Source organism: Bradyrhizobium brasilense (assembly GCF_029714345.1).
Taxonomy (GTDB): Bacteria; Pseudomonadota; Alphaproteobacteria; order Rhizobiales; family Xanthobacteraceae; genus Bradyrhizobium; species Bradyrhizobium australafricanum.
Genome location: NZ_CP121669.1, coordinates 5,724,465 through 5,748,951 on the forward strand (window position 1 = coordinate 5,724,465; position 24,487 = coordinate 5,748,951).

At 66.7% G+C, this 24,487-nt stretch carries 27 protein-coding genes and 1 riboswitch; of the genes, 10 read left to right on the top strand and 17 right to left on the bottom strand.

Features of this window, described 5'->3' with window-relative positions:
• Nucleotides 1-24: 24 nt before the first annotated feature.
• Nucleotides 25-1,020, bottom strand: a complete 996-nt coding sequence (locus tag QA635_RS26990) for an AraC family transcriptional regulator (protein WP_283071827.1) — start codon at nt 1,018-1,020, stop codon at nt 25-27.
• 131 nt (nt 1,021-1,151) lie between these two features.
• Here QA635_RS26990 and QA635_RS26995 point away from each other — a divergent pair, with 131 nt between their 5' ends.
• The gene (locus QA635_RS26995) at nt 1,152-1,688 is read left to right on the top strand and encodes a carboxymuconolactone decarboxylase family protein (RefSeq protein ID WP_283062396.1); all 537 of its coding nucleotides are present in this window, start codon (nt 1,152-1,154) and stop codon (nt 1,686-1,688) included.
• A gap of 36 nt (nt 1,689-1,724) precedes the next feature.
• The gene (locus QA635_RS27000; protein WP_283062397.1) at nt 1,725-2,231 is read left to right on the top strand and encodes a YkgB family protein; all 507 of its coding nucleotides are present in this window, start codon (nt 1,725-1,727) and stop codon (nt 2,229-2,231) included.
• Nucleotides 2,232-2,800: 569 nt separating this feature from the next.
• Here the strand turns inward: QA635_RS27000 and cobF are convergent.
• The 6 genes from cobF to cbiE are packed head-to-tail and all read right to left on the bottom strand — an operon-like array spanning nt 2,801 to nt 7,930.
• Complete coding sequence (cobF, locus tag QA635_RS27005; RefSeq protein ID WP_283062399.1) at nt 2,801-3,550, bottom strand: precorrin-6A synthase (deacetylating); 750 nt, start codon at nt 3,548-3,550, stop codon at nt 2,801-2,803.
• 7 nt (nt 3,551-3,557) lie between these two features.
• A complete protein-coding gene (gene cobA / locus QA635_RS27010; RefSeq protein ID WP_283062400.1) occupies nt 3,558-4,286 on the bottom strand; it encodes a uroporphyrinogen-III C-methyltransferase in 729 nt (242 codons plus the stop codon).
• Entirely contained in the window at nt 4,283-5,593 is a 1,311-nt protein-coding gene (locus tag QA635_RS27015; RefSeq protein ID WP_283062402.1) for a cobyrinic acid a,c-diamide synthase CobB, read from the bottom strand. Before QA635_RS27015 ends, cobA begins: the two co-directional genes overlap by 4 nt.
• Nucleotides 5,590-6,387 (bottom strand): precorrin-4 C(11)-methyltransferase, encoded by a 798-nt coding sequence (gene cobM / locus QA635_RS27020; RefSeq protein WP_283062403.1) that lies wholly within the window; start codon nt 6,385-6,387, stop codon nt 5,590-5,592. The genes QA635_RS27015 and cobM overlap by 4 nt, the downstream gene beginning before the upstream one ends.
• A complete protein-coding gene (locus tag QA635_RS27025; RefSeq protein WP_341850389.1) occupies nt 6,384-6,752 on the bottom strand; it encodes a cobalamin biosynthesis protein in 369 nt (122 codons plus the stop codon). Before QA635_RS27025 ends, cobM begins: the two co-directional genes overlap by 4 nt.
• Complete coding sequence (gene cbiE / locus QA635_RS27030) at nt 6,749-7,930, bottom strand: precorrin-6y C5,15-methyltransferase (decarboxylating) subunit CbiE (RefSeq protein ID WP_283062407.1); 1,182 nt, start codon at nt 7,928-7,930, stop codon at nt 6,749-6,751. The genes QA635_RS27025 and cbiE overlap by 4 nt, the downstream gene beginning before the upstream one ends.
• Between cbiE and QA635_RS27035 the strand changes: the two genes are divergently transcribed.
• On the top strand, nt 7,929-8,678 hold the full coding sequence (locus tag QA635_RS27035; protein ID WP_283062408.1) for a cobalt-precorrin-6A reductase: 750 nt from the start codon (nt 7,929-7,931) through the stop codon (nt 8,676-8,678). The genes cbiE and QA635_RS27035 overlap by 2 nt on opposite strands.
• Here the strand turns inward: QA635_RS27035 and cobJ are convergent.
• From cobJ to QA635_RS27070, 7 genes are read right to left on the bottom strand one after another with little or no spacing between them, the layout of a single operon-like run.
• Nucleotides 8,654-9,388, bottom strand: coding sequence for a precorrin-3B C(17)-methyltransferase (cobJ, locus tag QA635_RS27040; protein WP_283062409.1), 735 nt, complete (start codon nt 9,386-9,388; stop codon nt 8,654-8,656). The two genes, QA635_RS27035 and cobJ, sit on opposite strands and share 25 nt — an antisense overlap.
• On the bottom strand, nt 9,385-10,116 hold the full coding sequence (locus QA635_RS27045; RefSeq protein ID WP_283062410.1) for a precorrin-2 C(20)-methyltransferase: 732 nt from the start codon (nt 10,114-10,116) through the stop codon (nt 9,385-9,387). The genes cobJ and QA635_RS27045 overlap by 4 nt, the downstream gene beginning before the upstream one ends.
• A gap of 2 nt (nt 10,117-10,118) precedes the next feature.
• Nucleotides 10,119-10,748: a precorrin-8X methylmutase gene (locus QA635_RS27050; protein ID WP_283062411.1), complete on the bottom strand. Its 630-nt coding sequence runs from the start codon at nt 10,746-10,748 to the stop codon at nt 10,119-10,121.
• A complete protein-coding gene (cobG, locus tag QA635_RS27055; RefSeq protein WP_283062412.1) occupies nt 10,748-11,911 on the bottom strand; it encodes a precorrin-3B synthase in 1,164 nt (387 codons plus the stop codon). Before cobG ends, QA635_RS27050 begins: the two co-directional genes overlap by 1 nt.
• Entirely contained in the window at nt 11,908-15,156 is a 3,249-nt protein-coding gene (gene cobN / locus QA635_RS27060) for a cobaltochelatase subunit CobN (protein WP_283062413.1), read from the bottom strand. The genes cobG and cobN overlap by 4 nt, the downstream gene beginning before the upstream one ends.
• Complete coding sequence (gene cobW, locus QA635_RS27065; RefSeq protein ID WP_283062414.1) at nt 15,156-16,190, bottom strand: cobalamin biosynthesis protein CobW; 1,035 nt, start codon at nt 16,188-16,190, stop codon at nt 15,156-15,158. Before cobW ends, cobN begins: the two co-directional genes overlap by 1 nt.
• Nucleotides 16,187-16,561, bottom strand: coding sequence for a DUF1636 family protein (locus QA635_RS27070; RefSeq protein WP_028331460.1), 375 nt, complete (start codon nt 16,559-16,561; stop codon nt 16,187-16,189). Before QA635_RS27070 ends, cobW begins: the two co-directional genes overlap by 4 nt.
• A gap of 94 nt (nt 16,562-16,655) precedes the next feature.
• A riboswitch (cobalamin riboswitch) is annotated at nt 16,656-16,867 on the bottom strand.
• A gap of 36 nt (nt 16,868-16,903) precedes the next feature.
• Between QA635_RS27070 and cobO the strand changes: the two genes are divergently transcribed.
• Both cobO and QA635_RS27080 read left to right on the top strand, forming a co-directional pair.
• Nucleotides 16,904-17,557: a cob(I)yrinic acid a,c-diamide adenosyltransferase gene (gene cobO, locus QA635_RS27075; RefSeq protein ID WP_283062415.1), complete on the top strand. Its 654-nt coding sequence runs from the start codon at nt 16,904-16,906 to the stop codon at nt 17,555-17,557.
• An 11-nt stretch (nt 17,558-17,568) separates the two neighbouring features.
• Nucleotides 17,569-19,017, top strand: coding sequence for a cobyric acid synthase (locus tag QA635_RS27080; RefSeq protein ID WP_283062416.1), 1,449 nt, complete (start codon nt 17,569-17,571; stop codon nt 19,015-19,017).
• A gap of 82 nt (nt 19,018-19,099) precedes the next feature.
• On the opposite strand, the gene cobD is transcribed toward QA635_RS27080, so the two are convergent.
• Together cobD and cbiB are read right to left on the bottom strand one after the other, a co-directional pair.
• Nucleotides 19,100-20,068, bottom strand: a complete 969-nt coding sequence (cobD, locus tag QA635_RS27085; protein ID WP_283062417.1) for a threonine-phosphate decarboxylase CobD — start codon at nt 20,066-20,068, stop codon at nt 19,100-19,102.
• 11 nt (nt 20,069-20,079) lie between these two features.
• Entirely contained in the window at nt 20,080-21,021 is a 942-nt protein-coding gene (cbiB, locus tag QA635_RS27090) for an adenosylcobinamide-phosphate synthase CbiB (RefSeq protein ID WP_283062419.1), read from the bottom strand.
• Between the two features lie 149 nt (nt 21,022-21,170).
• Here cbiB and cobU point away from each other — a divergent pair, with 149 nt between their 5' ends.
• Genes cobU through QA635_RS27115 form a run of 5 tightly spaced genes read left to right on the top strand, consistent with a single transcriptional unit; the run spans nt 21,171 to nt 23,627 of the window.
• Nucleotides 21,171-21,674, top strand: a complete 504-nt coding sequence (gene cobU, locus QA635_RS27095; RefSeq protein WP_283062421.1) for a bifunctional adenosylcobinamide kinase/adenosylcobinamide-phosphate guanylyltransferase — start codon at nt 21,171-21,173, stop codon at nt 21,672-21,674.
• 32 nt (nt 21,675-21,706) lie between these two features.
• Nucleotides 21,707-22,339: a 5,6-dimethylbenzimidazole synthase gene (gene bluB / locus QA635_RS27100; protein ID WP_283071829.1), complete on the top strand. Its 633-nt coding sequence runs from the start codon at nt 21,707-21,709 to the stop codon at nt 22,337-22,339.
• Complete coding sequence (locus QA635_RS27105; protein WP_283062422.1) at nt 22,317-22,661, top strand: hypothetical protein; 345 nt, start codon at nt 22,317-22,319, stop codon at nt 22,659-22,661. Before bluB ends, QA635_RS27105 begins: the two co-directional genes overlap by 23 nt.
• Nucleotides 22,658-22,870 carry a CbtB domain-containing protein gene (locus QA635_RS27110; protein ID WP_057015885.1) on the top strand — a complete coding sequence of 71 codons (213 nt, stop codon included), beginning with the start codon at nt 22,658-22,660 and terminating at the stop codon, nt 22,868-22,870. Before QA635_RS27105 ends, QA635_RS27110 begins: the two co-directional genes overlap by 4 nt.
• A 10-nt stretch (nt 22,871-22,880) precedes the next feature.
• Nucleotides 22,881-23,627, top strand: coding sequence for a CbtA family protein (locus tag QA635_RS27115; RefSeq protein WP_283062424.1), 747 nt, complete (start codon nt 22,881-22,883; stop codon nt 23,625-23,627).
• Here the strand turns inward: QA635_RS27115 and QA635_RS27120 are convergent.
• A complete protein-coding gene (locus QA635_RS27120; RefSeq protein ID WP_283062426.1) occupies nt 23,610-24,437 on the bottom strand; it encodes a dienelactone hydrolase family protein in 828 nt (275 codons plus the stop codon). The two genes, QA635_RS27115 and QA635_RS27120, sit on opposite strands and share 18 nt — an antisense overlap.
• Nucleotides 24,438-24,487: the final 50 nt, after the last annotated feature.

Here is a 24,487-nt window from a genome sequence, read left to right on the forward strand (position 1 = left end):
AACGTACGCGAGGCACGGAGGACGCTACGCATCCACAGTCGGCGAACTGCCTTTCCGATCAGCCGGCACGGCAGATTCCGACGACACGTCCTGTTCCGGCGGCTGCGTCTTTCGCCACTGCGCCGGCGTCACGCCCATGTGGCTCTTGAAGGCGCGCTGAAAGGCGGCCTCCGATTGATACCCGACCATCTCCGCAACGGCGCCGGTCGAAAGCGATGATCCCTTCAACTCGTTCGCCGCAAGTGTCATCCTGATATCGGTGAGCAGATCGCTGGCCGATCGCCCGAGCTTGTCCTGGAACTGGCGCGCCAGCGTGGCGCGCGACATGTTGCAAAGCCGTGCGAGTTCCGGCAGCGACCACGCACGCGCGGGCTCCTTGAACATGGCGGCCACGGCCGGCGCGAGCCTGGGATCGCCGACCAGGGCGAGAAGTCCCCGTGACGTTGCATCGGTCTCGCTGGCAAGCCGCAGCACAAGCGCGAACATTGCCGTGGACAGCGCATTCAGCATGGCGTGGCCGCCCAGATGATCGTCGGCCGTTTCGCTGCGCATCAGCGACACGAGGCCGGCGAGCTGCGCAGCCGTTCCCTTTCCCGCACGCGTGCCTGCATGCACGACAAGACGCGGCGGAAGATAACCGCGCAACAGACGGTCGTATGGCGGTGCAATCGCGAAGTGCCCGCACAACAGGTCAAGCCGTTCGTCCGATCCGAGGTTTTCGCTGATCGTGAAATTCTCCGCCGCCCGGTTGCGCGCCGGCAGCGGTGTCGCCCCGCTTCCGTCGTGCATCACGTGTCGCGGGTTGCCGGGAAGCAGGAGAATATCGCCGGGCTTCAGCAGCAACGACCGTCCGCCCGCGGCGTCGTCCAGGATCGCCGAGCCGGCAAGCACCGCATGATAGGGGATTTCACTGGTTACACCCGGTCCCTGCTCGATACGCCAGGGGACGCTGTAGCTGCAGCGCAAGTCGAGCCGCCCGCGCACCGGCATCATCTCGAACAGCCGGCTCAGCCAATCCATAGCCAAATTCCCCTGAAGCAGCACTTGAGACGATTGAGCATATAAACGAGCAATATGAACATTCAATGTCTCAAACCTCGATCCTAATGTCACTCCGCAATCGTTCACCACCCCGAACAAGGAGTGCCACCATGTCTCGTCTCTCAACCCCCAATCTCGAAACCGATACCGGCCCGTCGGGCCAGATCTACGCCCAGATCAAGAAGGCGATCGGCGCCGTCCCGAACACCTACGCGGCGATTGCGGCCCACGGTCCGGCCGCGCTCAAGTCGATCCTCGCGGCCGATGCCGTGCTGACCGGCGGCAGCCTGCCCCGGCGCGACCTGGAGGTCGTCAAGCTCGTGATCAGCGCAGCCGGCGGCTGCGATTATTGTGTCGCCGCGCATTCGCATCTCGCCAGGCTCGCCGGCGTGAATGCCGATGTGCTCAAGCAGATCCGCGACGGCGCGCCGACCGGTGACGCCAAGCGCGATGCGCTCGTGCATTTCGTCCGCAAGCTCGCGCAGTCGAGCGGCACCGTCAGCGATGAGGATTTCGCCGCGATCAAGTCCGCCGGCTACAGCGACGCGCAGCTGGTCGAGATCAGCCTGGCGTTTGCGACCACGGTCTTCACCAACGTCTTCAACCGCATCAACGACACCGACATCGACTTCCCGGCGGTCGCCTGAAGCGACCGGGCGATGTCACGCGAAAGGATCACGACCATGACCACGCTTGCCAACACCACACAAAATCCGCTTGTCCGCGCGCTTCATAGGTCCGGCCTGCTGGCGGAGGATCTCGACTATCACATCGTCCGGGCCGCGATGGTGATCATGTTCCTGTTCTTCGGTTACCAGAAGTGGTTTCCGTACGAATTCGAACGGCTGGTCCCGTTCATCAGCAACGGTCCGCTGATCTGGTGGCTGTACCCGGCGTTCGGCCACGCCGGCGCCAGCTACTTCCTTGGCGCCTCGGAGTGGACGTTCGGTTCGCTGCTGCTCGCGGGCTTCTGGGACAAGCGGCTCGGCGTGCTCGGCGCCCTCGGCTCGACCGGAACCTTCATCGCGACGGTCACCATCATTCCGTTCATGCCTGATGGCTGGGACGTTGCCGCCGGTGGATTCCCCGCGATGACCGGTAACGTGCCGTTCCTGATGAAGGACGTCGTTCTGCTCGCCGTCTCGCTCTACCTGCTGCGACACGACGTGGTTCGTCTGATCAGGCAATAGCTGATCACGATTGATCGCCGGTCGGCCTCGGGCGTGCCGGCGATCGCGCGTCGTATTGAGCAGACGCAGCATCTCTCTCGAACACAACGACATGGCAGTCATTATTGTTGCACGGGTCCGGCGGCCCTTGCTCTTTAAGGCCGAGCCATAACCCATTGCCGAACTTGCATAATGCGTTGCGGCCACGCGCTCCGCGCGATCGGCTGCGCTGTCGCCCGCTCGACGACGCATCGCCGCTTCCATGCACGAATGATCCGGTAGCTCTCCGGCCATGAACATAGTTCCGCCGCGCGGTCTGCGCTAAAAAGGAGCGCCGGTGTTGTTCTGGGGTGAGTTGATGAAGAAGGACGACGTCACATGCCCGCGCTGCGGGGCTGGATTCCGACGCCTTGAGCTGGCATCCAGGTCAGGAAGCGAGGGCGAGTATCGCTGCCCGGTTTGCGAGACGACCCTCGAGCAGTTCGATGGCGACAAGCTTGTCGCTTACCGCCTGACCATCCAACCCTCGATTCGCGGGTTGAAGACCTAGCGGCCCCGCTGGATGGAATGCCGCCGGAGCAAAATCCGGATCACGATCTCCGCTTGAGGACATAGCTGTCCATGATCCAGCCGTGCCGCTCACGCGCCTCGCGTCGCGCGGCGACGATGCGAGGACCCACCTCTGCCAGTTCTCCCGCCATGACGATCTGATCGGGCATGCCGAGATAGGCGCCCCACCAGATTTGCAGTCCGGCAGGATCCAGCGTCTGGAAGGCGGCGCCGCCGTCGAGCATCACGACCACGGTGTCGAGGCCGGGCGGCCAGCCGCCCTCGCGCAGCCGCCGGCCGGTCGTCACGAGAAACGGCTCGCCGATCTCATTGAGCGGCAGCGCATGCGCCGCGCACAGCGCCTGGATCGACGTGATGCCGGGGATTACCTCGATCGATGGCAACGGATCGAGCCGTCGCGCAATCCGCAGGCTCGAATCGTAGAGCGAGGGATCACCCCAGATCAGCAGGGCGACGCGTCCCTCGCCGCCGAGATGGCGCGCGATTTCCTGCGACCACGTCGCGGCGATCGCGTCGTGCCAATCGTCCACACCCTTGCGATAATCCTCTTCGCCGACGTCACGCACCGGCAGGTCGAACTCGGCAATGCGTGCGCGACCATTGCTCAAGGCTTCCGCGCAGATGGTGCGACGCAACTCGGCGAGATCCGACTTCGCCGTCCCCTTGCGCGGAATCAGGATCAGGTCGGCGGCATTGATCGCGGCGGTCGCGGCGAAAGTGAGCTGCCGGGGATCACCGCAACCGATGCCGATCAGGGAGAGCGTCAACATGGCCGCGTCACCCTCGTTCCGGCGCCAGCGCACCGAACAGGATAACGGCAGCCACCGTAGCGGCCTCGGCATGCGTGAGCCGGTCGGCCAGCGCTGTGATCGTGGTGCGAAGCAGCCGCTCGTCGGCGTGGCCGAGCGATTCCGCCAGCAGTGCGGGCGTGTCGGGCGCGAGGCCGTGCGCGATCAGCCTTGCTGCCAATGCCGGGAAGGTCCGCCGCCCCATATAGACGACGGTGGTCGCTTCCGGATCGGCCAGCGCCGCCCAGTTCAGGTCCGCGGGCAATTCGCCCGTCACATCGGCGCCGGTGACGAACTGGACCCGGCGCGAGGTCAGCCGGCGCGTCAGCGGAATGCCGGCCTGCGCGGCGGCAACCGACGCCGAGGTCACGCCGGGAATGATCTCGTAGCCGATGCCGGCCGCGCGCAGCGCTTCGATCTCCTCCTCGAGGCGTCCAAAAATGCCGGCGTCGCCGGATTTCAGCCGCACCACCCGCACGCCGGCGGCAGCGTAATCGACCAGCAGCCGGCTGACATGGTGCTGCTTCGCCGACAGGCGGCCGGCGCGCTTGCCGACTGCGACGAGATTGGCGCCGGAGCGCGCAAGATCGAGGATCGCGCCCGAGGCAAGATCGTCATAGAGCACCACATCGGCCTCGCGCAGCCGCGCGGCTCCCTTCATGGTCAGGAGTTCGGGATCGCCGGGACCGGCCGAGACGAAGGAAACGAATCCGCTCACCGGTCCTCCGCAATCAGATGGAAGAATGTACCCGTCGCACAGCCGCGCCGCGATCCGGTCTCCGCAACGATCGTACCGGTCGCATCGCGCACCACCGCGAGCGGCGTGTCGGGCTGCGCGATGATCGTCGAATAATGAAACTCGTGGCCGCGCAGGCGTGCGCCTGGGCCGTGGCCGGGCATCGGTGCGGCAAGCTCGGCGAGCCGGTAGCCCAGATGCATGCGGCGCTTGGCATAGCTCGTCTCAAGGCCGAGCAGGCCCGCCATCTCGTGGCGCACGCCGTCGGCATCGGTCAACGCGGCGCCCAGCACCATGTAGCCCCCGCATTCGCCATGCACCGGCCTCGTCTCGGCGAAGGCGCGGAGCTGCCCGAGAAATCGCCTGTTGGCCGCAAGCTGGCCGGCATGCAGTTCGGGATAGCCGCCGGGCAGCCAGCACACATCGGCATCAGCGTCGGGGCCTTCGTCGGCAAGCGGCGAGAACGTCATGATCTCTGCGCCGGCCGCGCGCCAGGCTTCCAGCATGTGAGGATAGACAAAGGAGAACGCCGCGTCGCGTGCGAGCGCGATGCGCTGACCGGGCGGTGTGATATCCAGCCCACGCACGGCTGGTTGTGGCGACGAGGCGCGCGCCGATCGCAGCACGGCGTCGAGATCGACATGCTCGGCGACGAAGCGTGCGGCTTCGTCAATCAGACCGTCGATCTGGGCCTGCTCTTCGGCCTGCACCAGGCCGAGATGACGCTTCGGCAAGGCGATCTCGGCGTGGCGCGGCAGCGATCCCAGTACCGGAATGCCCGCGCCGGCCATGGCATTGCGCACCAGGGCTTCATGCCGTGCGCTCGCGACGCGATTGAGGACGACGCCGGCAAGCCGTACGCCGGCGCGAAAATCACGCAATCCCGCCGCGACTGCCGCTGCCGTCTGTGCTTGGCCGGAGGGATCGATCACCAGCAATACCGGCCATCCCATCATCTCGGCGATGTCGGCGGTGGCGCCGGTTCCCGAGACGCCACGCGCGGCGACGCCGTCGAACAGTCCCATCGAGCCTTCCGCCAGCACGAGATCGGCATCCGCGCCGCGGCCTGCCAAATGCGCGATGGCTTCGCGCGCCATCGCCCAGCTATCGATGTTGACCGACGCGCGTCCGGTGGCGACCGCGTGAAAGGCGGGATCGATGTAATCAGGCCCGCTCTTGAGGCATTGCACTCTCACGCCGCGATTGCGATAGGCGCGCGCCAACGCCAGGGTCAGCGTGGTCTTGCCGACACCGGATGCCGGCGCGGAGATGACGAGCCCCGCGGTCATTGCGATGATTCCGGCGACGATTCCGGAAAACGCGGTGCCGCCCCGACCGGACGGTAGCGGCGGTCGTAGTCGGCTGCATAGAGACGGCTCTCGGCAAATTCGTCCGCGCCGAGCGTCTTGCCGACCAGAATGAGCGCAGTGCGTTCGAGCTCGGGGCCGACGGCGGTATCGAGCGTCGCGAGCGTGGCGCGCACGATGCGCTGGTCCGGCCAGCTCGCGCGCCAGACGATCGCAACCGGGCAATCCGCGCCGTAGTGCGGCGTGAGCTCGGCGATGACCTTGTCGAGCAGATGGATCGAAAGATGGATCGCCAGCACCGCGCCGGTCGCGGCAAAAGCTGCGAGCGTCTCGCCATCCGGCATCGCGCTCGCCCGGCCCGGCGTGCGCGTCAGCACCACTGATTGCGCAAGGCCCGGCAGCGTCAGCTCGGCCTCCAGCGCTGCCGCAGCCGCCGAGAAGGCCGGCACCCCGGGCGTGACCGAATACGGAATCTGCAACGCGCGTAGCCGGCGCAGTTGCTCGCCCATCGCCGACCAGACCGAGAGATCGCCCGAATGCAGCCGCGCAACGTCCTTGCCCTCCGCATCCGCGGCAGCGATCTCGGCAATGATTTGGTCGAGCGACAGCGGCGCGGTGTTGACGATGCGCGCATCCGGCGGACAATGCGCCAGAACACCCGATGGCACCAGCGATCCGGCATAGAGACAAACCGGGCACGAGGCGATGAGATCGCGCCCGCGCAGGGTCAGCAAATCGGCAGCGCCAGGCCCTGCGCCGATGAAATGCACCGTCATTCGCCGTCTCCTTCCGCGATCGCCGCGATGGCCATCCGATCCTGTGACGCGGCCCTGACCGAGATCAGGCGCGCACCGCGCCCTGCTGCAGCGATTGCCGCAGCCTCGGCGACCGAGCCCGTTCCGAATCTTGCCTTGATGAACTCGGATTGCGTTGCAGTCCTTATCTCAGCCAGGACCCCGGCCGGAATGCTCCGGACCGGCAGCCCGAGTTCCCGCGCCAAGTCTCTCAATGCCGCCGCGTCGGCCTTGTCACTCACCGTCGCAACGGCCGCAAGGCCGTCGGAACCGCCGGCCGCGTCGAGCGCGTCGCGCAAGGACGCGACACTGGCATTGCGCCTGAATCCGAGACCAGCGACCTTCATCGGAGCGCGCTCCATTGCACGATCGGCCGTGCGGCCTTCCAGGCGCGATAGCGGCCCAATGGCTCGGCCTGCGCGATCTCGAGTCGCATCAACTCGCCGCCATGACGCTGGTGCAGATCGCAGAGCAGCGCCTCTGTCTCCAGGGTCACCGCATGCGCGACCAGCCGCGTGCCCGGCGCGATCTGCGACCAGATCGCATCGAACATCGCGGCATCGAGGCCGCCGCCGATGAACACCGCATCGGGCGCCGCGAGGTCCGATAAAGCGCCGGGCGCCTCGCCCTCGATGACTGTGATCCGATGCGTCAAGCCGAAGCTCGCCGCATTGCTGCGGATGTTGGCGGCGCGTTCGGTGCGGGCTTCGACGGCGATCGCCGTCCCTCCACACAGCGCCCATTCGATCGAGATCGAGCCCGAGCCCGCGCCGACATCCCACAGCCGCTCACCGAGCCGCGGCGCAAGCGCCGACAGCGCAAGCGCGCGGACCGGCCGCTTTGTCAGTTGCCCGTCATGCACAAAGAGCGCATCGGCAAGACCCGAGCTGCTTGCGATTCCCTGCGCTCCCCGCGCCTCCAGCGCGATCGCGACCAGGCTCTCGCCTGAATCACCCGGATACGAGTCGGCGCGATGCCGCGTGATGGATTCACGCGGTCCGCCAAGCGCCGCAAGCGTCCATATTGCCGACGCCCCCCAACCACGCTCCGTCAGCCAGCGCGCGAGGTCGGACGCCGCGTTGCCGTCGCGCAGCAGGCAGATAATACGTGCATCGCGCGCCAGATGCGGCAACAGCCGCTCGAACGGCGCGGCATGAAGACCGAGACAGACAGTATCCTCGATACGCCAGCCCAAACGAGCCGCCGCCAGTGAGAACGTCGACGGCGCGGAGTGCGCGTCCCACTCACCGGCCTGCAGCTTCTCGACAAGGCTTCCGCCGACGCCATGCCAGAACGGATCGCCCGACGCGAGCACCACCGTCGGACGGCCGCGACAGCTCAGCACGATGTTCGCATCGAACGGCACCGGCCAGGCACGGCCACGGTCGGCGATGCCGGCGAGCGCGAGGTGCCGTTCGCCACCGAAAACCGTTTCGGCTTCGGACAGCGCCTTTCGGCTTGCATCGGAGAGGCCGGCAAGGCCATCTTCGCCGATGCCGATGATGGTCAACCAGGGATTATCCATGATGCGCGCCCTGATCCTGGGCGGAACGGCCGATGCCAATCTGCTCGCCGCTGCGATCGCAAGCGCGGGGATCGACGCGGTCTATTCCTATGGCGGCCGCACCCGTGCGCCGGCTGACCAGCCATTGCCGGTCCGCAGCGGTGGTTTCGGCGGCGTCAGCGGTCTTGCCGACTATCTGCAACGCGAAGCCATCACGCATGTGGTCGATGCGACGCATCCCTTCGCGGCCGAGATGAGCCGCAACGCCATCGCGGCGTGCGCGCAGACCGCAACGCCGCTGCTCGCGCTCGAACGCGCGCCCTGGGACAAAACCTCCGGTGATCGCTGGATCGAGGTCGCGGACGTCGTATCCGCAGCCGCGGCCTTGCCGGACAGCCGCGCCAGCGTGTTCCTCGCGATCGGCCGCCAGCATATCGCGCCGTTCGACAACCGGCCGCAACATGCCTATACGTTGCGTTTCGTCGACCCGCCCGAGCAAGCGCTGCCATTGCCCGATGCCGACGTCATCGTCTCGCGCGGCCCCTTCACGCTCGAGGGCGAACTCGCGATGATGCGCGCACGTCGCATCGAGTGGATCGTCGCCCGCAACTCCGGCGGAACCGGCGCGCGCGCCAAGATCGACGCCGCCCGCGTGCTCGGCCTTCCCGTTATCATGATCACGCGGCCGCTGCTGCCCGACAGGCCGCGGGTGGACAGCGTGAGCGAGGTGATGCAATGGCTCGGTCATCGGACCTGCCTCGGCGCGTAGACCCAGCGGCCGACCCGCCGTGTCGCCGAATTGCCGACGATCACGAGCGTCCGCATGTCGGCCATCTCCGGCCTCGCGTCGCGCAGTTCGACCGTCTCGATCCGCTGCTCGGGCGTGCTGACGGCGCGCGCGAACACCACGATCCGCTCGTCACAGCCGGCCTCGCGCAAGATCTCGAGCGCGCGCCCAAAACCTTCCGGCCGGCTGGCCGAGCGCGGATTGTACATCGCGATCGCGAAATCCGCTTCGGCCGCAAGCCGCAGGCGTTTCTCGATCAGCGGCCAGGGCTTGAGATTGTCGGAGAGATTGATCGCGCAGAAATCATGACCGAGCGGCGCGCCGGCGCTTGCGGCTGCCGCCAGCATCGCCGTCACGCCGGGCAGTACGCGGATCGGCAGGTCGTGCCATTGCGGCGCTTCCTCCAGCGCTTCGAACACAGCCGATGCCATCGCAAACACGCCGGGATCACCTGAGGACACCACGACGACGTGGCCTCCTTCCGACGCGAGCCGCAGCGCGTCAGCGGCGCGCTGCAACTCCACGCGATTGTCCGAGGGATGCAGCGTGAGCCCGGCGCGCGGCGGCACCCGCGTCACATAGGGCGCATAGCCGACGATGTCGGTCGCAGCCCCAAGCGCAGCAGAGACCTCCGGCGTGATCAGGGCCTCGTCGCCCGGACCGAGCCCCGCGATGGTCAACGTGCCGGTCATAGCGCGGCCTCCCTGCGCCGCCCCTGCCCGTGCACCAGCACGATCGCAAAATACGGACACTCGGCCTTGCCGATATCCGCAAGCCGGGCGACGCGCTGATCCGGCATGGTGCCGCGTTCGACCAGCCACGCATCATCGAGGCGCCCCGCGGACGCCAGCGCGCGGCGAATCTTCGGAAGATTGCGACCGGTCTTCATGACGACCAGCGCGTCGGAGCTGCGCATCCGCTCGGCGAGCTCCGCCTCCGGCAGCGTCCCCATCAGAACGGTCGTCACATCGTCGGCCAGCGCAATCGGCTGTCCCACCGAATTCCAGCAGCCGACCATGCCGGGAATGCCGGCGATCACGTCGATCTCGACACGCCCCTGCAGCCGCGCATGCAGATGCATAAATGAACCATAGAAATAGGGATCGCCCTCGCAGAGCACGACGATGTCGACCGCGCGCGCAAATCGCGCCAGGCGCTCGGCCCATTCGTCATAGAAGTCGGCAAGCAGCCGCGCATAGTCCGGACTGTCGAACGCGATCTCGGTGGTGACCGGATATTCCATCGGATATTCGCTGACGTCTGCGGCGAGCAAGCCTTCGACAATGCGGCGTGCCTGCCCCGGCTGGCCCTTCTTGCGAAAATAGGCGACGTGCTTCGCGGCACGCACAACGCGGTCGGCGCGCAAGCTCATCAGGTCCGGATCGCCTGGGCCGAGGCCGCAGCAGATGATGCGTCCCATCGCTATTCGCTCCGGCTCGCCAGCGCATTGACGGCGGCAACCGTGATCGCCGAACCACCGAGCCGTCCCTCGACCGTTAGTGCCGGCGCGGGGGGCTCAGCCATCAATGCCGCCTTGGATTCCGCCGCGCCGACAAAGCCGACCGGACAGCCGATGATCGCCGCCGGCCGTGGGCAATCGGGATCTTCCAGCATGTTGAGCAGATGGAACAGCGCCGTCGGCGCATTGCCGATCGCGACGATGGCGCCGCCCAGATGCGGCCGCCACAGCTCGAGCGCTGCCGCGGAGCGCGTGTTGCGCATCGATTGCGCGAGTGCAGGCACCTTGACATCACCGAGCGTGCAGATGACGGCATTACCGGCCGGCAGCCGCGCGCGCGTAATTCCTTCCGACACCATGCGCGCGTCGCAGAGGATCGGCGCGCCCTCCTGCAAGGCGGCTCGCGCGCGGGCGGCCATGCCCGATGTGAAGCGGACATGCGCTTCCAGGCCCACCATGCCGGCGGCATGAATCATGCGCACGACCACCGGCTCCTCGTCTGGCGTGAAGCGGGCAAGGTCGGCCTCGGAGCGGATGGTGGCAAAGGACTGGCGATAGATCGTCGCGCCATCGGTCTCGTAGACGTGCGGCATCAGCGGCCTCCCGTCAGCACAGAGGGATTTGCGACGAGGTACGAACTGCTCAACCCTCGGATGACCGGCGCATCCCGCGTCGTGCCGCGGCGGATCAGATCAAGGCCGTTGTCTGTCGCAACGAGGGTAACATCCGCAGAACCGGAATGGGCACAGCCCTTGGCGCAGCCGGAGACGTGAAGCCGCGCATCAGGTGGGATATGCCGCGCGAGCGCCGACGCCAGCATACGCGTATCCGCATGCGCATCGCTGCAGCGCGGTGCGCCGCTGCAGGCGACCACGCGCAGCCTCGGATCGCCGGCATCAGTCACGAGGTCCGCCCCACCCGGCATCTCGCGCATCCCCTCCACCAGCATCATCCGCCACGGCGTCATGCGGAGAGCCCGCGCGCAGCCGGAGAGATCGTTGAGCGTCTGGTGCGGCATCTGCCCGAAGGCGACGCCAACCATCGCGCCGATTGGATAGATGCCCGGCACAGGGCTCAACGATTGGCCCACGGGCTCGGCATCACCGCCAAGCGACTGCGGCAGGCTCGCGCCGCCGGCGAGATGGGCCGCCATCCGCCTTTTCTCACCCCTGACTCCGCCGGAAGCGACGAACCACTCGGCCAGCGCCAACGCCGTCCGCACAGCCTCGCTCCGCGTGACCGAAAGCCCGCACTGTGCGCCATCGGCACGTACCAGCAGTCCGCCGTTGCGATCGCGCTCGATCCTGACGTCGGCGGACGCGCGCGCCAGCATCCGCGCATCGCCATCATCGATTGCGAAGCCGAACTTGGTTGGAAGATCAAGCGAGGCACCGGCAAGCCCTTGCTCAAGCTCGGTCGCAAGCGAGCGCGTCTCGTCGACGGCGGTCCAGAACGGCGTCACCAGAATGTTGCGCTGCGCCTCGGTATTCGAGTCCGTGTCCAGCAACCCGAGCTCAGCGAGCCCATCGACCAGGGGCGGATAAGCTTCATCGCTGACGCCGCGGATCTGGAGATTGGCGCGGCTGGTCAGGTCGATCAGGCCATTGCCGTATCGCGCCGACAGCTTGGCGATTCCCGTTGCCTGCGCCGCGTCCAGCCGTCCGCCGCGCGGGCGAATGCGCACCACGAGGCCATCGCCTGATAGCATCGGCCGCAGCGCGCCTGGACACCAGCCCTTGACCGCAACCGCGCTCATGAGGCCTCCTGCAGCGCAGCCGCGATCGAATTGCGCCGCGTCTGCCAGAGCGAGGCTTCATGCAATCTCGTGAAGCAGGTTTCGATCGCAGCCAGCGCCGCCGGGTTCTCGCGCGCCATGAAGCCGCGAACCTCGTCATTGCCGAGCGTCGCATCGTAGTAGAGATCGAACAGATGCGGCGGCACCGCGCCGGCAAGATGGGCGAACGCCGCCATGTGCTCCAACGTCGCTGTGATTTCGGCGGCACCACGGAAGCCATGGCGCATCATGCCCGCGATCCAGGCAGGGTTGGCCGCGCGCACTCGCACCACCCGTGAGATTTCCTCGGTCAACGCCCGGGCATACGGCTGATCCGGCCGCGTCGCATCGAGGTGATAGAGCGATGGGGCTTTCGTGCCAAGGCGCCTCGCCGCCGCCGCGATGCCCGCCTCGTGCGCGGCGTAGTCGGCCGCCAGCAGCAGATCGGTCTCCGGCAGATCCTGGGTGTGAACAAAACTGTCCGCAGCCGCGAGCCGCGCCTCGATGCCGGCGCGATCGGGCCGCATCTCGCCGTCGGATGCGAGAGCCCACGACGATGCCGACAGCCATGCTTCGCCGGCCGCCTCGCGCGCCTCCGGTGTGAAGACGTCGGGGACCGACGAAATACCAACACCATAATGTCCGGGGCGAGGACCGAACACGCGCGCGATGCGCTGCCGATAGGGATTCTCGTCCGCCTCGTCGCTGCGTTCGGACAACGCCTCCGCCGCGGCTTCGAACAACTGGGCCAGCCCTGAGAAGACGTCGCGGAACAGCCCCGACACCCGCAGCGTAACGTCGATGCGGGGACGGCCGAGCTCCGCCGGCGCGATGATGTCGTAGCCCGACACCCGCCCCGATCCATGATCCCAGCGCGGCGCGATGCCCGCGAGGTGCAGGGCCATCGCAAAGTCCTCGCCGGCGGTGCGCATCGTCGAGGAGCCCCAGAGATCGACCACGAGTCCCTTCGGCCAGTCGCCGTGATCCTGCAAGTGACGGCGCAGCAGCTCCTCGGCGAGTTTCACGCCCTGCGCATGCGCCGACGGCGTCGGCACCGCGCGCGGATCGACGGCAAACAGGTTGCGTCCGGTCGGCAGCACGTCGCGGCGCCCGCGATAGGGCGAGCCCGACGGCCCCGGCGCCACGCGCCGACCCGCGAGCGCATCGCGCAGCGCCGCCCTCTCCGCCTCGCCGCAGGCGCCCTGCCCGAACACATGCAGGCCGTCGCCGAACTGGCTTTCCTTGAGGTCGCAGACGAAACGATCGATCTGCGGAACGGCCTCGGCCGCCGAGACCGACGCCGCGAGACCGAGATCGTCCTCCAGCCCGGCGATGCGCGCTTCGTCGCGGATCGCAGCGATCAGGCGCTGCCGCCGCGCCGGATCGAGACCATCGGCGGTCGAATACTCATCGAGCAAGCGCTCAAGATTGCGCAAGCCTTTGGGGACCGCGGCCTGTGCCAGTGGCGGCGGCAGATGACCGATCGTCACGGCACCGATCCGGCGCTTGGCCTGCGCCGCCTCGCCGGGATCGTTGACGATGAAGGGATAGACAACAGGCAGATCGCCGATCAGCGCCTCCGGCCAGCATGCGGATGACAGCGCAACCGACTTGCCGGGCAGCCATTCCAGCGTGCCATGCGCGCCGATGTGCACGACGGCGTCGATGGCCTGCCGCCTGAGCCACAGATAAAACGCGACATAGGCGTGGCGCGGCGTGCGCGCCAGATCGTGATAGTCGGCGTCGCGCTGCCCTACCTCACCGCGCTCCGGCTGAACGGCAATGACCGATTTGCCGCAGCAGATCGCCGCGAAATGAAATGCGCCGTCACGGCAATCGGGATCATCTTCCGGCGCGCCCCATGCGCGGCTGAGATCGTCCTGCAGCAGCTCGGGAAGGCCGGAAAGCGCCGCGCGATAGTCGGCGACGTTCCACGTCAGGGTCCTGCGCAAAAGAATGTCGCCCAGCGACGCCACCGGCTCAAGGTCAAATCCGGCGGCCGCGAGATCAGCCAGCATCGCCCCGACCGAGGCAAGCGCATCGAGGCCGACGGCATGCGCGACTTGATGTGGACGGCCGGGATAGTTCGATAGCACCAGCGCAAGCCGCTTCTCCTGTGTCGGCTTGCTGGCAAGCCGATGCCAGGCGGCCACGCGTGCGGCAATTGCAGCGACGCGCTCGGCATCCGGTCGATGTGCAAGATGCGCGAACTGCAGCTCGGGATCGCGCTCACCAGGCGACTTGAAGCTGACGACGCCCGCGAACAGGCGGCCGTCGACCTCCGGCAGCACCACATGCATCGCGAGATCGCCGGGCGACAGACCGCGCAGCGATCCGGCCCAATCCTCGCGCTGCGCCGTCGACAAAGCGACCTGGAACACCGGGCATGATGCGGCGTCGAACGGCGTCGCGCCGTCGTCACCGGCCGCGGAAAACGCGGTCGCATTGACGATGGCCGCTGGAGCGCATTGCGCGAACTGAGCGCGCAGCCAGTCGGCCACGCCCGCCGCCTTCAGCGAGGTGACGAACACGCCGTGGGCATCAAAGCCCCTCTCACGCAATGCATCGATCAATGCATCGACCGGCTCGGTGTCGCCGGCCGCGAGATAAGAACGATAAAACGTCACCAGCACGCGCGGCCGGCCGTCCGGTGCCGGCAACGCCGCGACGGCACCGCGCCGGGGATCGTAGACGCCGATCTCGGGAAGATCGATCTCGCCGACCACCGGCCCGGCATAGAGTCCGGACGCCAGCGCCAGTTGCGCGATCACGGCCTGCGCGGCAACCGGGCCGCCCTTGTCGCACAGCACCTTCAGACGGCGCAGCGTCGAGACCGGCAAGGTCGAGAACTCATCCAGCCGCAGATCGTCGCGGCCATCGGCCGGCAGCACGACCAGGGCGATGCCGCGCTCCTTCGCCAGCCGATGCACCGCGGCCAGCCCGTACGACCAATAGGGCTCGCCGCCGATCAGCCGAACCAGAATGCCACGCGCGTGCGACAGCGTCCGCTCGATATAGGTATCGACCGACAGCGGATGGCGCAGCTCCGCGAGATTGGCGAGCCGCAGTGACGGCAACGCGGCGCGGCCGCGCCGCCAGCCGGCCGCGAAGGCAGCAAGATCGCTGTCGGAAAACGACAACACCACGAGATCGGCCGGATCCTGGCCGAGGTCCCTTGGCGTCGCGGTCTCCTCAAGGCCGCGGCTCTCGCGGAAGACGACGTGCATCAGACACCAAGCCGTGCCCTGATCGCGGCTTCATCGATGTCGGCATGTTCGCCGATCACGACGAGCTTCGACTGCCGCGCCCGGGCGCCCCAGGGCATGTCGAACTGATGCCTGACCCGCTCCCCGACCGATTGCACCAATAGCCGCATCGGCTTGCCTTCGACCGCGATGAAGCCCTTGGCGCGCAGCACGTTCTGCTCGCGCGCCAGCCCCTTGATCGAGGCGACCAGCGCGTCGACATCCGAAACTTCCGGAAGATCGATCACAACCGAATTGAAATCGTCGTGCTCATGTTCCTCCTCGCCATCGTGATGCGACGGCCGCGCCGCGAGATCGTTTTCCGCCGCCGCCCCGAGCCCGAGGATCACGCGCGCGTCGATCGTGCCGTCGACGACCGGCAACATCGGCACCTCGCGCGGCATCTCGGCCGCGATCACCGCTTTCGCTGCCTTGATCCCCTCCGCCCCGGCGAGATCCGCCTTGGTCAGCAGCACGATATCGGCACAGGCGATCTGGTCCTCGAACACTTCCGACAGCGGCGTCTCGTGGTCGAGATTGTCGTCCGCTGCACGCTGCGCATCCACCGCGGCCGGATCAGGCGCAAAACGGCCGGCGGCGACGGCCTCGGCGTCGGCGAGCGCGATCACGCCGTCGACCGTGATCCGCGAACGGATCTCCGGCCAGTCGAACGCTTTCAGCAGCGGCTTCGGCAGGGCGAGCCCCGAGGTCTCGATCACGATGTGATCGGGCTTCACGTTCCGCGCCAGCAACTGCTCCATCGCCGGGATGAAATCGTCGGCGACGGTGCAGCAGATGCAGCCATTGGCGAGCTCGACGATGTTCTCGGCCGGACAATTGGCGTCGGCGCACGACTTCAGGATGTCTCCGTCGACGCCTTCGCTGCCGAACTCGTTGACCAGCACCGCGAGCTTCTTGCCGTTGGCATTGCGGATCAGATGCTGGATCAGCGTCGTCTTGCCGGAGCCGAGGAAGCCGGTCACGACCGTGACCGGAATTTTGGCGAGCGTGGTCATTCTGCGGCCTCCGGCACGACGGGAAGAGGTGGAATGCGGGCGAGCGATTGCTTGCGGAAGATTTCCGGACGGCTGCGCCACGGCACGATGCCGTCGGGCGCCGCCGCATAGGCGGAGGCACCGGCAATCACATCCGCGGCATTATCAGCGGACAGTCGGCCGTAGACATAGGACCAGCGCCCCGGCGCGCTGAGCGCGACCGAGCAACCCTGGCTGCAGGCCGACAGGCATGCGACGGGAACCAGATTGACGTCATCGGGCACGCCGGCCTCGACAAGCGCGGCATGCAGGCGTGCACCGGGCGCGAGCTCACCTTCCGCCGGCGTCTGGCCGGCGCGGCAGGTGATGCAGACATGAAGTGTAACGCTCATCGCCCTTCCTGGATTGACAGCGGGAAGCGATGAGGCACACGAACCGATTTTGGACAGGTTCGTTCCCCGTCGCGGAACACCCCGTCCGCCGGTTTCACAACATGCTGCGTTGGCAGGTCTCCCGGCTTGCGGAGCAGGTTTTACCCTTCAATGCCCACCTTCCCAACCCCGCATGGAATCAGTGGCTTGGGCATCTCTCCGGTCACGGTCGCGGGGGCGGCTGCGCTTCGGGCCCGATTTAGCGGAGCCCTATCGCATTCCCTCTTCGCCTGTCGTAGGACAGGAACCAACGCGGGACCACCATTCGTCCAAGCCTCGCACTTGTCAAGCCGAAGGAATGTGATGACTTCTGATGGAAAGGACGCTGAAGACGGCGCCGTCGGCACCGATCTTTCGCTGGATACGCGCCACGCGGACAAGATGGCGAAAAAGAAGGCCGCCCGCGACCGCATCATGGCGACCAAGAGCGGTGAAAAGGGCCTGATCATCGTCCATACCGGCGCCGGCAAAGGAAAATCGTCCTCCGCGTTCGGCATGATCGTGCGCTGTGTGGCGCACGGCTTTCCCTGCGCCGTGGTGCAGTTCATCAAGGGCGCCTGGGATACCGGCGAGCGCCGCCTGCTCACCGGGCATTTCGGCGATCTCTGTCAATTCCACGCTATGGGCGAAGGCTTTACCTGGGAGACGCAGGATCGCGCCCGCGACATCGCGGCGGCGCAAGCCGGCTGGGAGAAGGCCAAGCAGCTGATCGCAGACCCGAGCCTGCGCATGGTCGTGCTCGACGAGATCAACATCGCGCTACGCTACGAGTACCTCGCGATCGCCGACGTCGTCGAGTTCCTGACCACGTCGAAGCCGCCGATGACCCATGTCGTGCTCACCGGACGCAACGCCAAGGAGGAGCTGATCGAGATTGCCGATCTCGTCACCGAGATGACGCTGGTGAAGCACCCGTTCCGTTCCGGCATCAAGGCCCAGCCGGGCGTCGAGTTCTGACAGACATCACCATGGCGCGCGCATTGATGATCCAGGGTGCGGGTTCGGACGTGGGCAAGTCGCTCATCGTCGCCGGCCTTGCGCGTGCCGCGCGACGGCGCGGGCTGCGCGTGCTGCCGTTCAAGCCGCAGAACATGTCCAACAACGCCGCCGTCACCGTCGACGGCGGCGAGATCGGCCGCGCGCAGGCTCTGCAGGCGCTCGCCGCCGGCGTCGAGCCGCACACCGACATGAATCCAGTGCTTCTGAAGCCCGAAACCGATGTCGGCGCCCAGATCATCGTGCACGGCAAACGGATCGCCACCGCACGGGCGCGCGAATATGCCGGCATGAAGCCGTCGCTGATGGCCGCGGTGCTGGAGAGTTTTGCGCGCCTGAAGCAGCGCGCCGACCTCGTTCTGGTCGAGGGCGCCGGCAGCCCCGCCGAGGTTAACTTACGCAAGTCCGATATCGCCAATATGGGTTTTGCGCGCAAAGCCGACGTGCCGGTGGTGCTGGTCGGCGACATCGACCGCGGCGGCGTGATCGCGCAGCTCGTCGGCATCAAGACGGTGATCGCCCCTGATGATGCGGCGATGATCCAGGGCTTTGTCATCAACAAATTCCGCGGCGATCCGACATTGTTCGATGACGGTTACCGCCTGATCGAAGAGCGCACCGCCTGGCGCGGCTTTGGCGTGCTGCCCTGGTTCGTCCGCGCCGGCGAACTTCCGGCCGAAGATGCGCTCGGGCTCGGTGAGGCGCGCAAACCGGGCCAGTGCAAGATCGCGTTCCTTGCGCTGTCGCGGATCGCCAATTTCGACGACCTCGATCCGCTGAAGCTCGAGCCCGGCGTCGATCTCGCGATGGTCCGTCCGGGCGAAGCCATCCCGGGCGATGCGAAGCTCGTCATCCTGCCCGGCTCGAAATCGACCCGCGGCGATCTCGCCTTCCTGCGCGCGCAAGGCTGGGACATCGATCTCCTCGCGCATCATCGCCGCGGCGGCCATGTCCTTGGCCTGTGCGGCGGATACCAGATGCTTGGACACAGCGTCGCCGACCCCGATGGGATCGAGGGTCCCGCCGGCGAAACGCGCGGCCTCGGTCTGCTCGATGTCACGACCACCATGACCGAACAGAAGACGCTGACGCGCGTCAGCGCAGTGCATGCCGCGACCAGCCAGCCGATCAGCGCCTATGAAATCCATATCGGGCGCACCGACGGGCCGGATCGCGCGCGGCCCTTTGCATCACTCGACGGTACGGCTGAGGGCGCTGTCTCCGCAGATGGGCGCGTTCACGGCAGCTATCTGCACGGCCTGTTCGCCTCGGACGATTTCCGCAAGGCGTTCCTTGCACAACTCGACATCGCGGCGGCTGATCAGCCCTACGGCGCCAGGGTCGAGAGCGCACTCGACGCACTTGCCGGGCACATCGAGGCCCATCTTGATGTCGAAGGCCTGCTCGCACTGGCGCGTTAGAGCGAGATGATTCCTGGTCGAACAGCGACGGCGCTGTACCCCCTCTCCCCGCACGCGGGGCGAGGTGACGCTGAGATCGTCGCTAGACCGAAGACAACACGGCGGAAAGGCGCGACCACTCGGGCTCACTGCCCGGCAAGCCGAGGCGCAGCCATCCCGGTTTCTGCTGGAAGACCCGCGACCAGATCTGCGCACGGGCAAGTTTCTCCTGCGCAGCCAATGCATCGCCCGTCTGGTAGAGCCGGAACAGCAACGTGCCACCGAGCAGCGTCCAACCCTGCGATCGCGCTATTGCGTCGAGCCTGACGCAGTCGTCCGCGAGCCGCGCGGCCGTGGCCTTGGCCCAGTCGTGATCGAGCAACGCGCGCCGCCCGATCGCGATTGCTGCTCCCGAAACCGGCCATGGGCCCGCCATCGCGGCAAGCGCGGCAATGTCCGCCTCGCTGCCGATCGCGAAACCGAGGCGCAAGCCGGCAAGTCCGTAAAACTTGCCGAAGGAGCGCAGGATCAGGAGCCCGGCGCGTCCTGCTTCCGGCGCAAGGGACAGGTCAGGAACGGCGTCCGCAAAACTCTCGTCGATGACGAGCCGGCCAACGCGCGGCAGCAGTGCCAGCAACTCGCGCCGATCATGGCGTCGTCCATCCGGATTGTTCGGATTGACGACGACGGCGATGTCCGCTCCCGCAAGCGCCGCGAGATCGGACACCTCGGCGACGTCCCAGCCCGCGGCCGACAACACCGCGGCATACTCGTTATAGGTCGGCGCCAGAATCCGCGCCCGCCCCTTGAGCGCCAGATGCGGCAGCAACTGAATCGCGGCCTGCGCACCGCCCATCGCCACGATCGGCGCCTTGGTGACATAGGCCTGCCGCGCAGCGTCGTGCAGCGATTCAAGATCGGATCGCGACGGCAAGGCGCTCCATTGCCGCGGCTCGACATCGACCAAGGGATACGGCACCCGATTGATCCCGGTCGACAGGTCGATCCAGTCGTCCGCGGCGCCGCCGAAGCGCTGCTGGGCGACATCAAGGTTCCCGCCGTGCTCACGCATGCGCCGCACCTTCACGCCAGCGCCAGGACTAGCAGCGCCCCGGCCAACAGAATCATGGCGTAACGATAGAGTCTCAGCCCGGTGAGGACGTCAGCTGCAGCCGGATCGCGCGCCCCCTCGTTCAGCCAGGGCTCATCGGCGATGTGCCCGTGATAGATGCGAGGACCGCTCAGCCGCACGCCGAGCGCGCCGGCCATCGCAGCTTCCGGCCAGCCGGCATTCGGCGAGCGATGCCGGCGCGCATCGCGCAACATGCATGACCACGCCTGCGAACGGTTCGGCGCGAGCAGCACGAACAGAACACCCGTCAACCGCGCCGGAACGAGATTGGCGAGATCGTCGATCCGGGCGGCCGCCCAGCCAAAGGCTTCGTGCCGCTCGGTGCGATGACCGATCATCGAGTCCAGCGTGTTGATCGCCTTGTAGCCAAGGATCCCCGGCAGGCCGAACAGCGCGCCCCAGAACACCGGCGCCACGATGCCGTCGGATGCATTCTCGGCGAGGCTCTCGATGGTGGCGCGCGCGATTCCGGAATCGTCGAGCGTTGCCGGATCACGCCCGACAATCTGCGCGACCGCCGAACGCGCGGCTGTGATGTCGCCGGATGCCAAGGGACTTGCCACCGCGGCGACATGGTCATGCAGCGAGCGCACGGCAACCAGCGGCCATGCCAGGACGCCGACAAGGACAACGCGCACCCATCCGGATGCGAGCACGGACTGAACGGCCCAACCCAGCGCAATCACCAGCGCGATCACGAGGATCGCAGCTGCAACACCAGCGCCGCGACGAAACGCCGGCGGGTCGGAGGCGCGGTTCCAGGCGCTGTCGACAAGATTGATCAGCCGGCCGAGCCAGGTCACGGGATGGCCGATGCGGCCAAACAGCCACGCCGGCCAGCCGATCAGGGCATCCACCGCCATCGCCACCGCCATCGCTCCCGCAAAACCCACGATAATCCTCTCCTCGCCGCGGTCCCCCTGATGCGCAAGACATCGGTCGAGCGCAAGCCCTCCGTGACGGATTTCGGCTTTGTCTTTCTCCGCGATTGGTGGTTAGAGCGTTTGTGAACGACGTGCGTACCGGTCGCACAGGAGATGATATGGCCGTCATTCTGATCACGGGGGGAGCCCGGTCCGGCAAAAGCCGGCGCGCCGAATTTCGTGCGCGCAGCTTTCCGGGACAGCCGGTCTATATCGCGACCGCCGAGGCGCTCGACGCGGAAATGGATGACCGGATCGCCAAACATCGCGCGCGGCGCGGCAGCGACTGGCTCGAGCGCGAGGTGCCGCTCGATCTGGTTGAAGCGCTGTGCGGGACCGATGGCGCTGGTGCAAGGCTGGTCGATTGCCTGACGCTCTGGCTATCCAATCTGCTGCATGCCGGGCGCGACTGGTCGCAGGAAGTGACGCGGCTGGCGGATGCGCTGTCGCGCCAGCACGGCCCGGTCGTGCTGGTCACCAACGAGGTCGGTCTCGGCATCGTGCCGGACAATGCATTGGCGCGGACGTTCCGCGACGCCGCAGGAATCATGAACCAGACTATCGCCGGCATCGCAGACGAGGTCGAGTTCGTCGTTGCGGGCCTGCCGATGAAGCTTAAATGAAGTCCGAGATCGATCCTGCCAAAGGCGCCGCAATGGTCTCATTCGACGATACGTTTCGCCGGCAACTGCACGAACTGTTCGTGTGGCGGCGCGACGTGCGGCGGTTCCGGGCCGATCCGCTGCCGGATGGCACGATCGAGCGGCTGATCGAGATCGCCTGCCTGTCGCCTTCGGTCGGCCTGAGCCAGCCTTGGCGGTTCGTCATTGTCGACGACGAGACACGACGCCGCGCTGTTATCGACGACTTCAAGGCCTGCAACGCCGATGCGCTGCGGTCCTATTCGGGCGAGCGCGCCACAAAATATGCCGCGCTGAAATTATCAGGCCTCGAGGAGGCGCCGGGCCACCTCGCCGTGTTTGCCGAGAAGGCCGACCAGATCGGCGCCGGTCTCGGCCGCGCGACGATGCCGGAGACGTCGGAATATTCCGTGGTGGCCGCGATCTGCTCGATGTGGCTTGCCGCGCGCGCCGAAGGCATCGGCATCGGCTGGGTATCGATCCTCAATCCAGAACGCATTCATGGCGTTCTGGAAATCCCGGACTCCTGGAAATTTATCGGCTATCTCTGCATCGGTTACCCCCAGACCGAGTGCGACCGTCCGGAGCTCGAACAGGCCAAGTGGGAATCGCGGCGAGGTCCGGATGAATTCACCATCCGACGCTGACCGAGCCCCTGCCGGCGACGGCACCTTGAGCTGTGACGCGCACTGGCGCGCCGACATCGCCTCGCTGGTCTTTCCCGTGCCGGAGCACCGCGCTATCTGCGCGGTGCATCGGGGCGCCTTTCGCACGCTGCTGGGCACCGATCCGACGGTGGACGCATGTCTCGCCCATTTCAGGCGGTTTGAACCAGCCTTCAAGGCAGCCGCACGCGCCAAGATCGAGCGCAAGCGCATTCCTCTTGGAACAAATTTGCATCTTACCAGTCGCGACATCACCCGAAAGCTGCTAGAAGCCGATCAAATCGAATGTGGAGAACGACCATGAGCCAGTCCCAGACCGCGCAAACCCAGGTTACTCAAGCTCAGGTCACGCATCTGCCGATCGCCACCCGACAGGTCGGACGGCTTGCACAGTCGTTGATGGCCATGACGCTCGGCCTGTTCATTGTCGGCGTGGTCGGCTTCTCGCACATCGACGTGATCCACAACGCCGCGCATGACGTGCGCCATTCCAACGCCTTCCCCTGCCACTGATCTCGTTGGCATGAGCACGTTTCGCTCGATCGTCTTCTCGTCGGTCATTGCCGGGTTCGTCGTCGGCCTGATCGTCACGGCGGTCCAGCAATTCGGCACCGTTCCCCTGATCCTCAGGGCCGAGGTCTACGAGAAGGCGGCAACGCACAAGCACGAAGCCGCCGCGCCACCGCAGGCGATCCTCGTGCATGATCATGCGGATCATGATCATGGCGCGGAGGCCTGGGAGCCGCGCGACGGTTTGGAACGCAACGTCTATACCGCGGGAGCGAACATCCTGACCGCGATCGGTTTTGCGCTTCTGCTCTGCGGCTTCCTCGCGGTTCGCAGCGGCGCGACCGGCGAGCAGATCTCGTGGCATAAAGGCTTGATGTGGGGCCTCGCGGGTTTTGCCGTCTTCACCATCGCTCCGGGCCTTGGACTGCCGCCTGAATTGCCGGGCGTTCCCACCGCTCCATTGCTCTCGCGCCAGATCTGGTGGGTGACGGCGGTGCTGGCGACCGCAGCCGGCCTCGGGCTGATCGTGTTCCGGCGCTCGATGCCGGCCGCCATCGCCGGCGTGGTCCTGATCATGCTGCCGCATCTGATTGGCGCGCCCGAGCTGGAGCACGTCGAGACCAACGTGCCTTCGTCCCTGTCGCATCAGTTCATGGTCGCCGTCACGCTGACCAGTCTGGTGTTCTGGTCCCTGCTGGGCAGCCTGACGAGCGCCGCATTCGCCTATTTCGATCGGCCGGGCTCATCCGCTCACGGGTGACAGCCGCTGCCTGAAAAACGCCAGGATCTCATCGCGGGCCGCGATGGTCGGCTGGCCCGCCTCGTCGATCAGATGCACCGTCACGACGCTGTGCGGTGTCGTGACGAAATTCCGGAAGAACGGCGGCACATCGCGGTTCGCCGCGCTGTCGGGAAGCACTCGCCCGATGAAGCGGTCGCCGAGCGCCTCGCGATAGGCCGCAAAGCGCTGCGCCATGCAGAACTTGTCGCCCTCAAAGCGATAGGCCAGCACGGTCAGGTCTTCGCGCTCCAACCGCTCGCGCACCGCCCTCACCTCTTCCGGCGCGATCTCGATGCCCGCCGGATCGTTCAATGGCAATGACGGCTGCGAAAGCACCGGCGCCAGCATCGACGGCTCCAGCATCATGGTGAGCGCGAAATTGCCGGTAAAGCACATCCCGATGGCCCCGACACCGGGACCGCCGCATTCGTCATGGGCAAATCGCGCCAGCGCGCGCAGCCATTGCGTCACGGGACTGGACTGGTTTGCGGCCATCGCGCGAAACTCGGCGCTGACGCAGGCGCGCTGAAACACCGCGGCGCCCTCCTCTGCGCTCGCAATAGCGCCGTCGCGGCCGAACAGCGATGGCATATAGACGGTGAATCCGGCATCGCGAACCCAGCGGGCGAAGCGCGCCACATGCGGGCTGATACCCGGCATCTCCGCCATCACGATCACCGCAGGACCGCCGCCGCCAACATGGACGGTCTTGCCGGCACCATCGAGGGTGATCTGGCGGCGCTCGAAATCCTCGAGCGGATCGTCCTGGGTCATCGGCCGGTTCGGCATCGGCGGTCCTCCTGATCGAGATCGGCAGCGTCTCGGCGTCAGAGTTGCGT

Bases quoted from the DNA above. Each gene is read 5' to 3' on its own strand.
- QA635_RS27110 (WP_057015885.1), top strand. From the start codon at position 22,658: ATGAGCCAGTCCCAGACCGCGCAAACCCAGGTTACTCAAGCTCAGGTC.
- cobM (WP_283062403.1), bottom strand. From the start codon at position 6,387: ATGACGGTGCATTTCATCGGCGCAGGGCCTGGCGCTGCCGATTTGCTG.
- QA635_RS27050 (WP_283062411.1), bottom strand. From the start codon at position 10,748: ATGCCGCACGTCTACGAGACCGATGGCGCGACGATCTATCGCCAGTCC.
- QA635_RS27080 (WP_283062416.1), top strand. From the start codon at position 17,569: ATGGCGCGCGCATTGATGATCCAGGGTGCGGGTTCGGACGTGGGCAAG.
- QA635_RS27025 (WP_341850389.1), bottom strand. From the start codon at position 6,752: ATGAAGGTCGCTGGTCTCGGATTCAGGCGCAATGCCAGTGTCGCGTCC.
- cobN (WP_283062413.1), bottom strand. From the start codon at position 15,156: ATGCACGTCGTCTTCCGCGAGAGCCGCGGCCTTGAGGAGACCGCGACG.
- QA635_RS27035 (WP_283062408.1), top strand. From the start codon at position 7,929: ATGATGCGCGCCCTGATCCTGGGCGGAACGGCCGATGCCAATCTGCTC.
- cobJ (WP_283062409.1), bottom strand. From the start codon at position 9,388: ATGACCGGCACGTTGACCATCGCGGGGCTCGGTCCGGGCGACGAGGCC.
- QA635_RS26995 (WP_283062396.1), top strand. From the start codon at position 1,152: ATGTCTCGTCTCTCAACCCCCAATCTCGAAACCGATACCGGCCCGTCG.
- QA635_RS27070 (WP_028331460.1), bottom strand. From the start codon at position 16,561: ATGAGCGTTACACTTCATGTCTGCATCACCTGCCGCGCCGGCCAGACG.
- QA635_RS27045 (WP_283062410.1), bottom strand. From the start codon at position 10,116: ATGGGACGCATCATCTGCTGCGGCCTCGGCCCAGGCGATCCGGACCTG.
- QA635_RS26990 (WP_283071827.1), bottom strand. From the start codon at position 1,020: ATGGATTGGCTGAGCCGGCTGTTCGAGATGATGCCGGTGCGCGGGCGG.
- cobW (WP_283062414.1), bottom strand. From the start codon at position 16,190: ATGACCACGCTCGCCAAAATTCCGGTCACGGTCGTGACCGGCTTCCTC.
- cobF (WP_283062399.1), bottom strand. From the start codon at position 3,550: ATGTTGACGCTCTCCCTGATCGGCATCGGTTGCGGTGATCCCCGGCAG.
- QA635_RS27115 (WP_283062424.1), top strand. From the start codon at position 22,881: ATGAGCACGTTTCGCTCGATCGTCTTCTCGTCGGTCATTGCCGGGTTC.
- cobU (WP_283062421.1), top strand. From the start codon at position 21,171: ATGGCCGTCATTCTGATCACGGGGGGAGCCCGGTCCGGCAAAAGCCGG.
- cobD (WP_283062417.1), bottom strand. From the start codon at position 20,068: ATGCGTGAGCACGGCGGGAACCTTGATGTCGCCCAGCAGCGCTTCGGC.
- QA635_RS27015 (WP_283062402.1), bottom strand. From the start codon at position 5,593: ATGACCGCGGGGCTCGTCATCTCCGCGCCGGCATCCGGTGTCGGCAAG.
- QA635_RS27120 (WP_283062426.1), bottom strand. From the start codon at position 24,437: ATGCCGAACCGGCCGATGACCCAGGACGATCCGCTCGAGGATTTCGAG.
- bluB (WP_283071829.1), top strand. From the start codon at position 21,707: ATGGTCTCATTCGACGATACGTTTCGCCGGCAACTGCACGAACTGTTC.
- QA635_RS27000 (WP_283062397.1), top strand. From the start codon at position 1,725: ATGACCACGCTTGCCAACACCACACAAAATCCGCTTGTCCGCGCGCTT.
- QA635_RS27105 (WP_283062422.1), top strand. From the start codon at position 22,317: ATGAATTCACCATCCGACGCTGACCGAGCCCCTGCCGGCGACGGCACC.
- cobG (WP_283062412.1), bottom strand. From the start codon at position 11,911: ATGAGCGCGGTTGCGGTCAAGGGCTGGTGTCCAGGCGCGCTGCGGCCG.
- cbiE (WP_283062407.1), bottom strand. From the start codon at position 7,930: ATGGATAATCCCTGGTTGACCATCATCGGCATCGGCGAAGATGGCCTT.
- cobO (WP_283062415.1), top strand. From the start codon at position 16,904: ATGACTTCTGATGGAAAGGACGCTGAAGACGGCGCCGTCGGCACCGAT.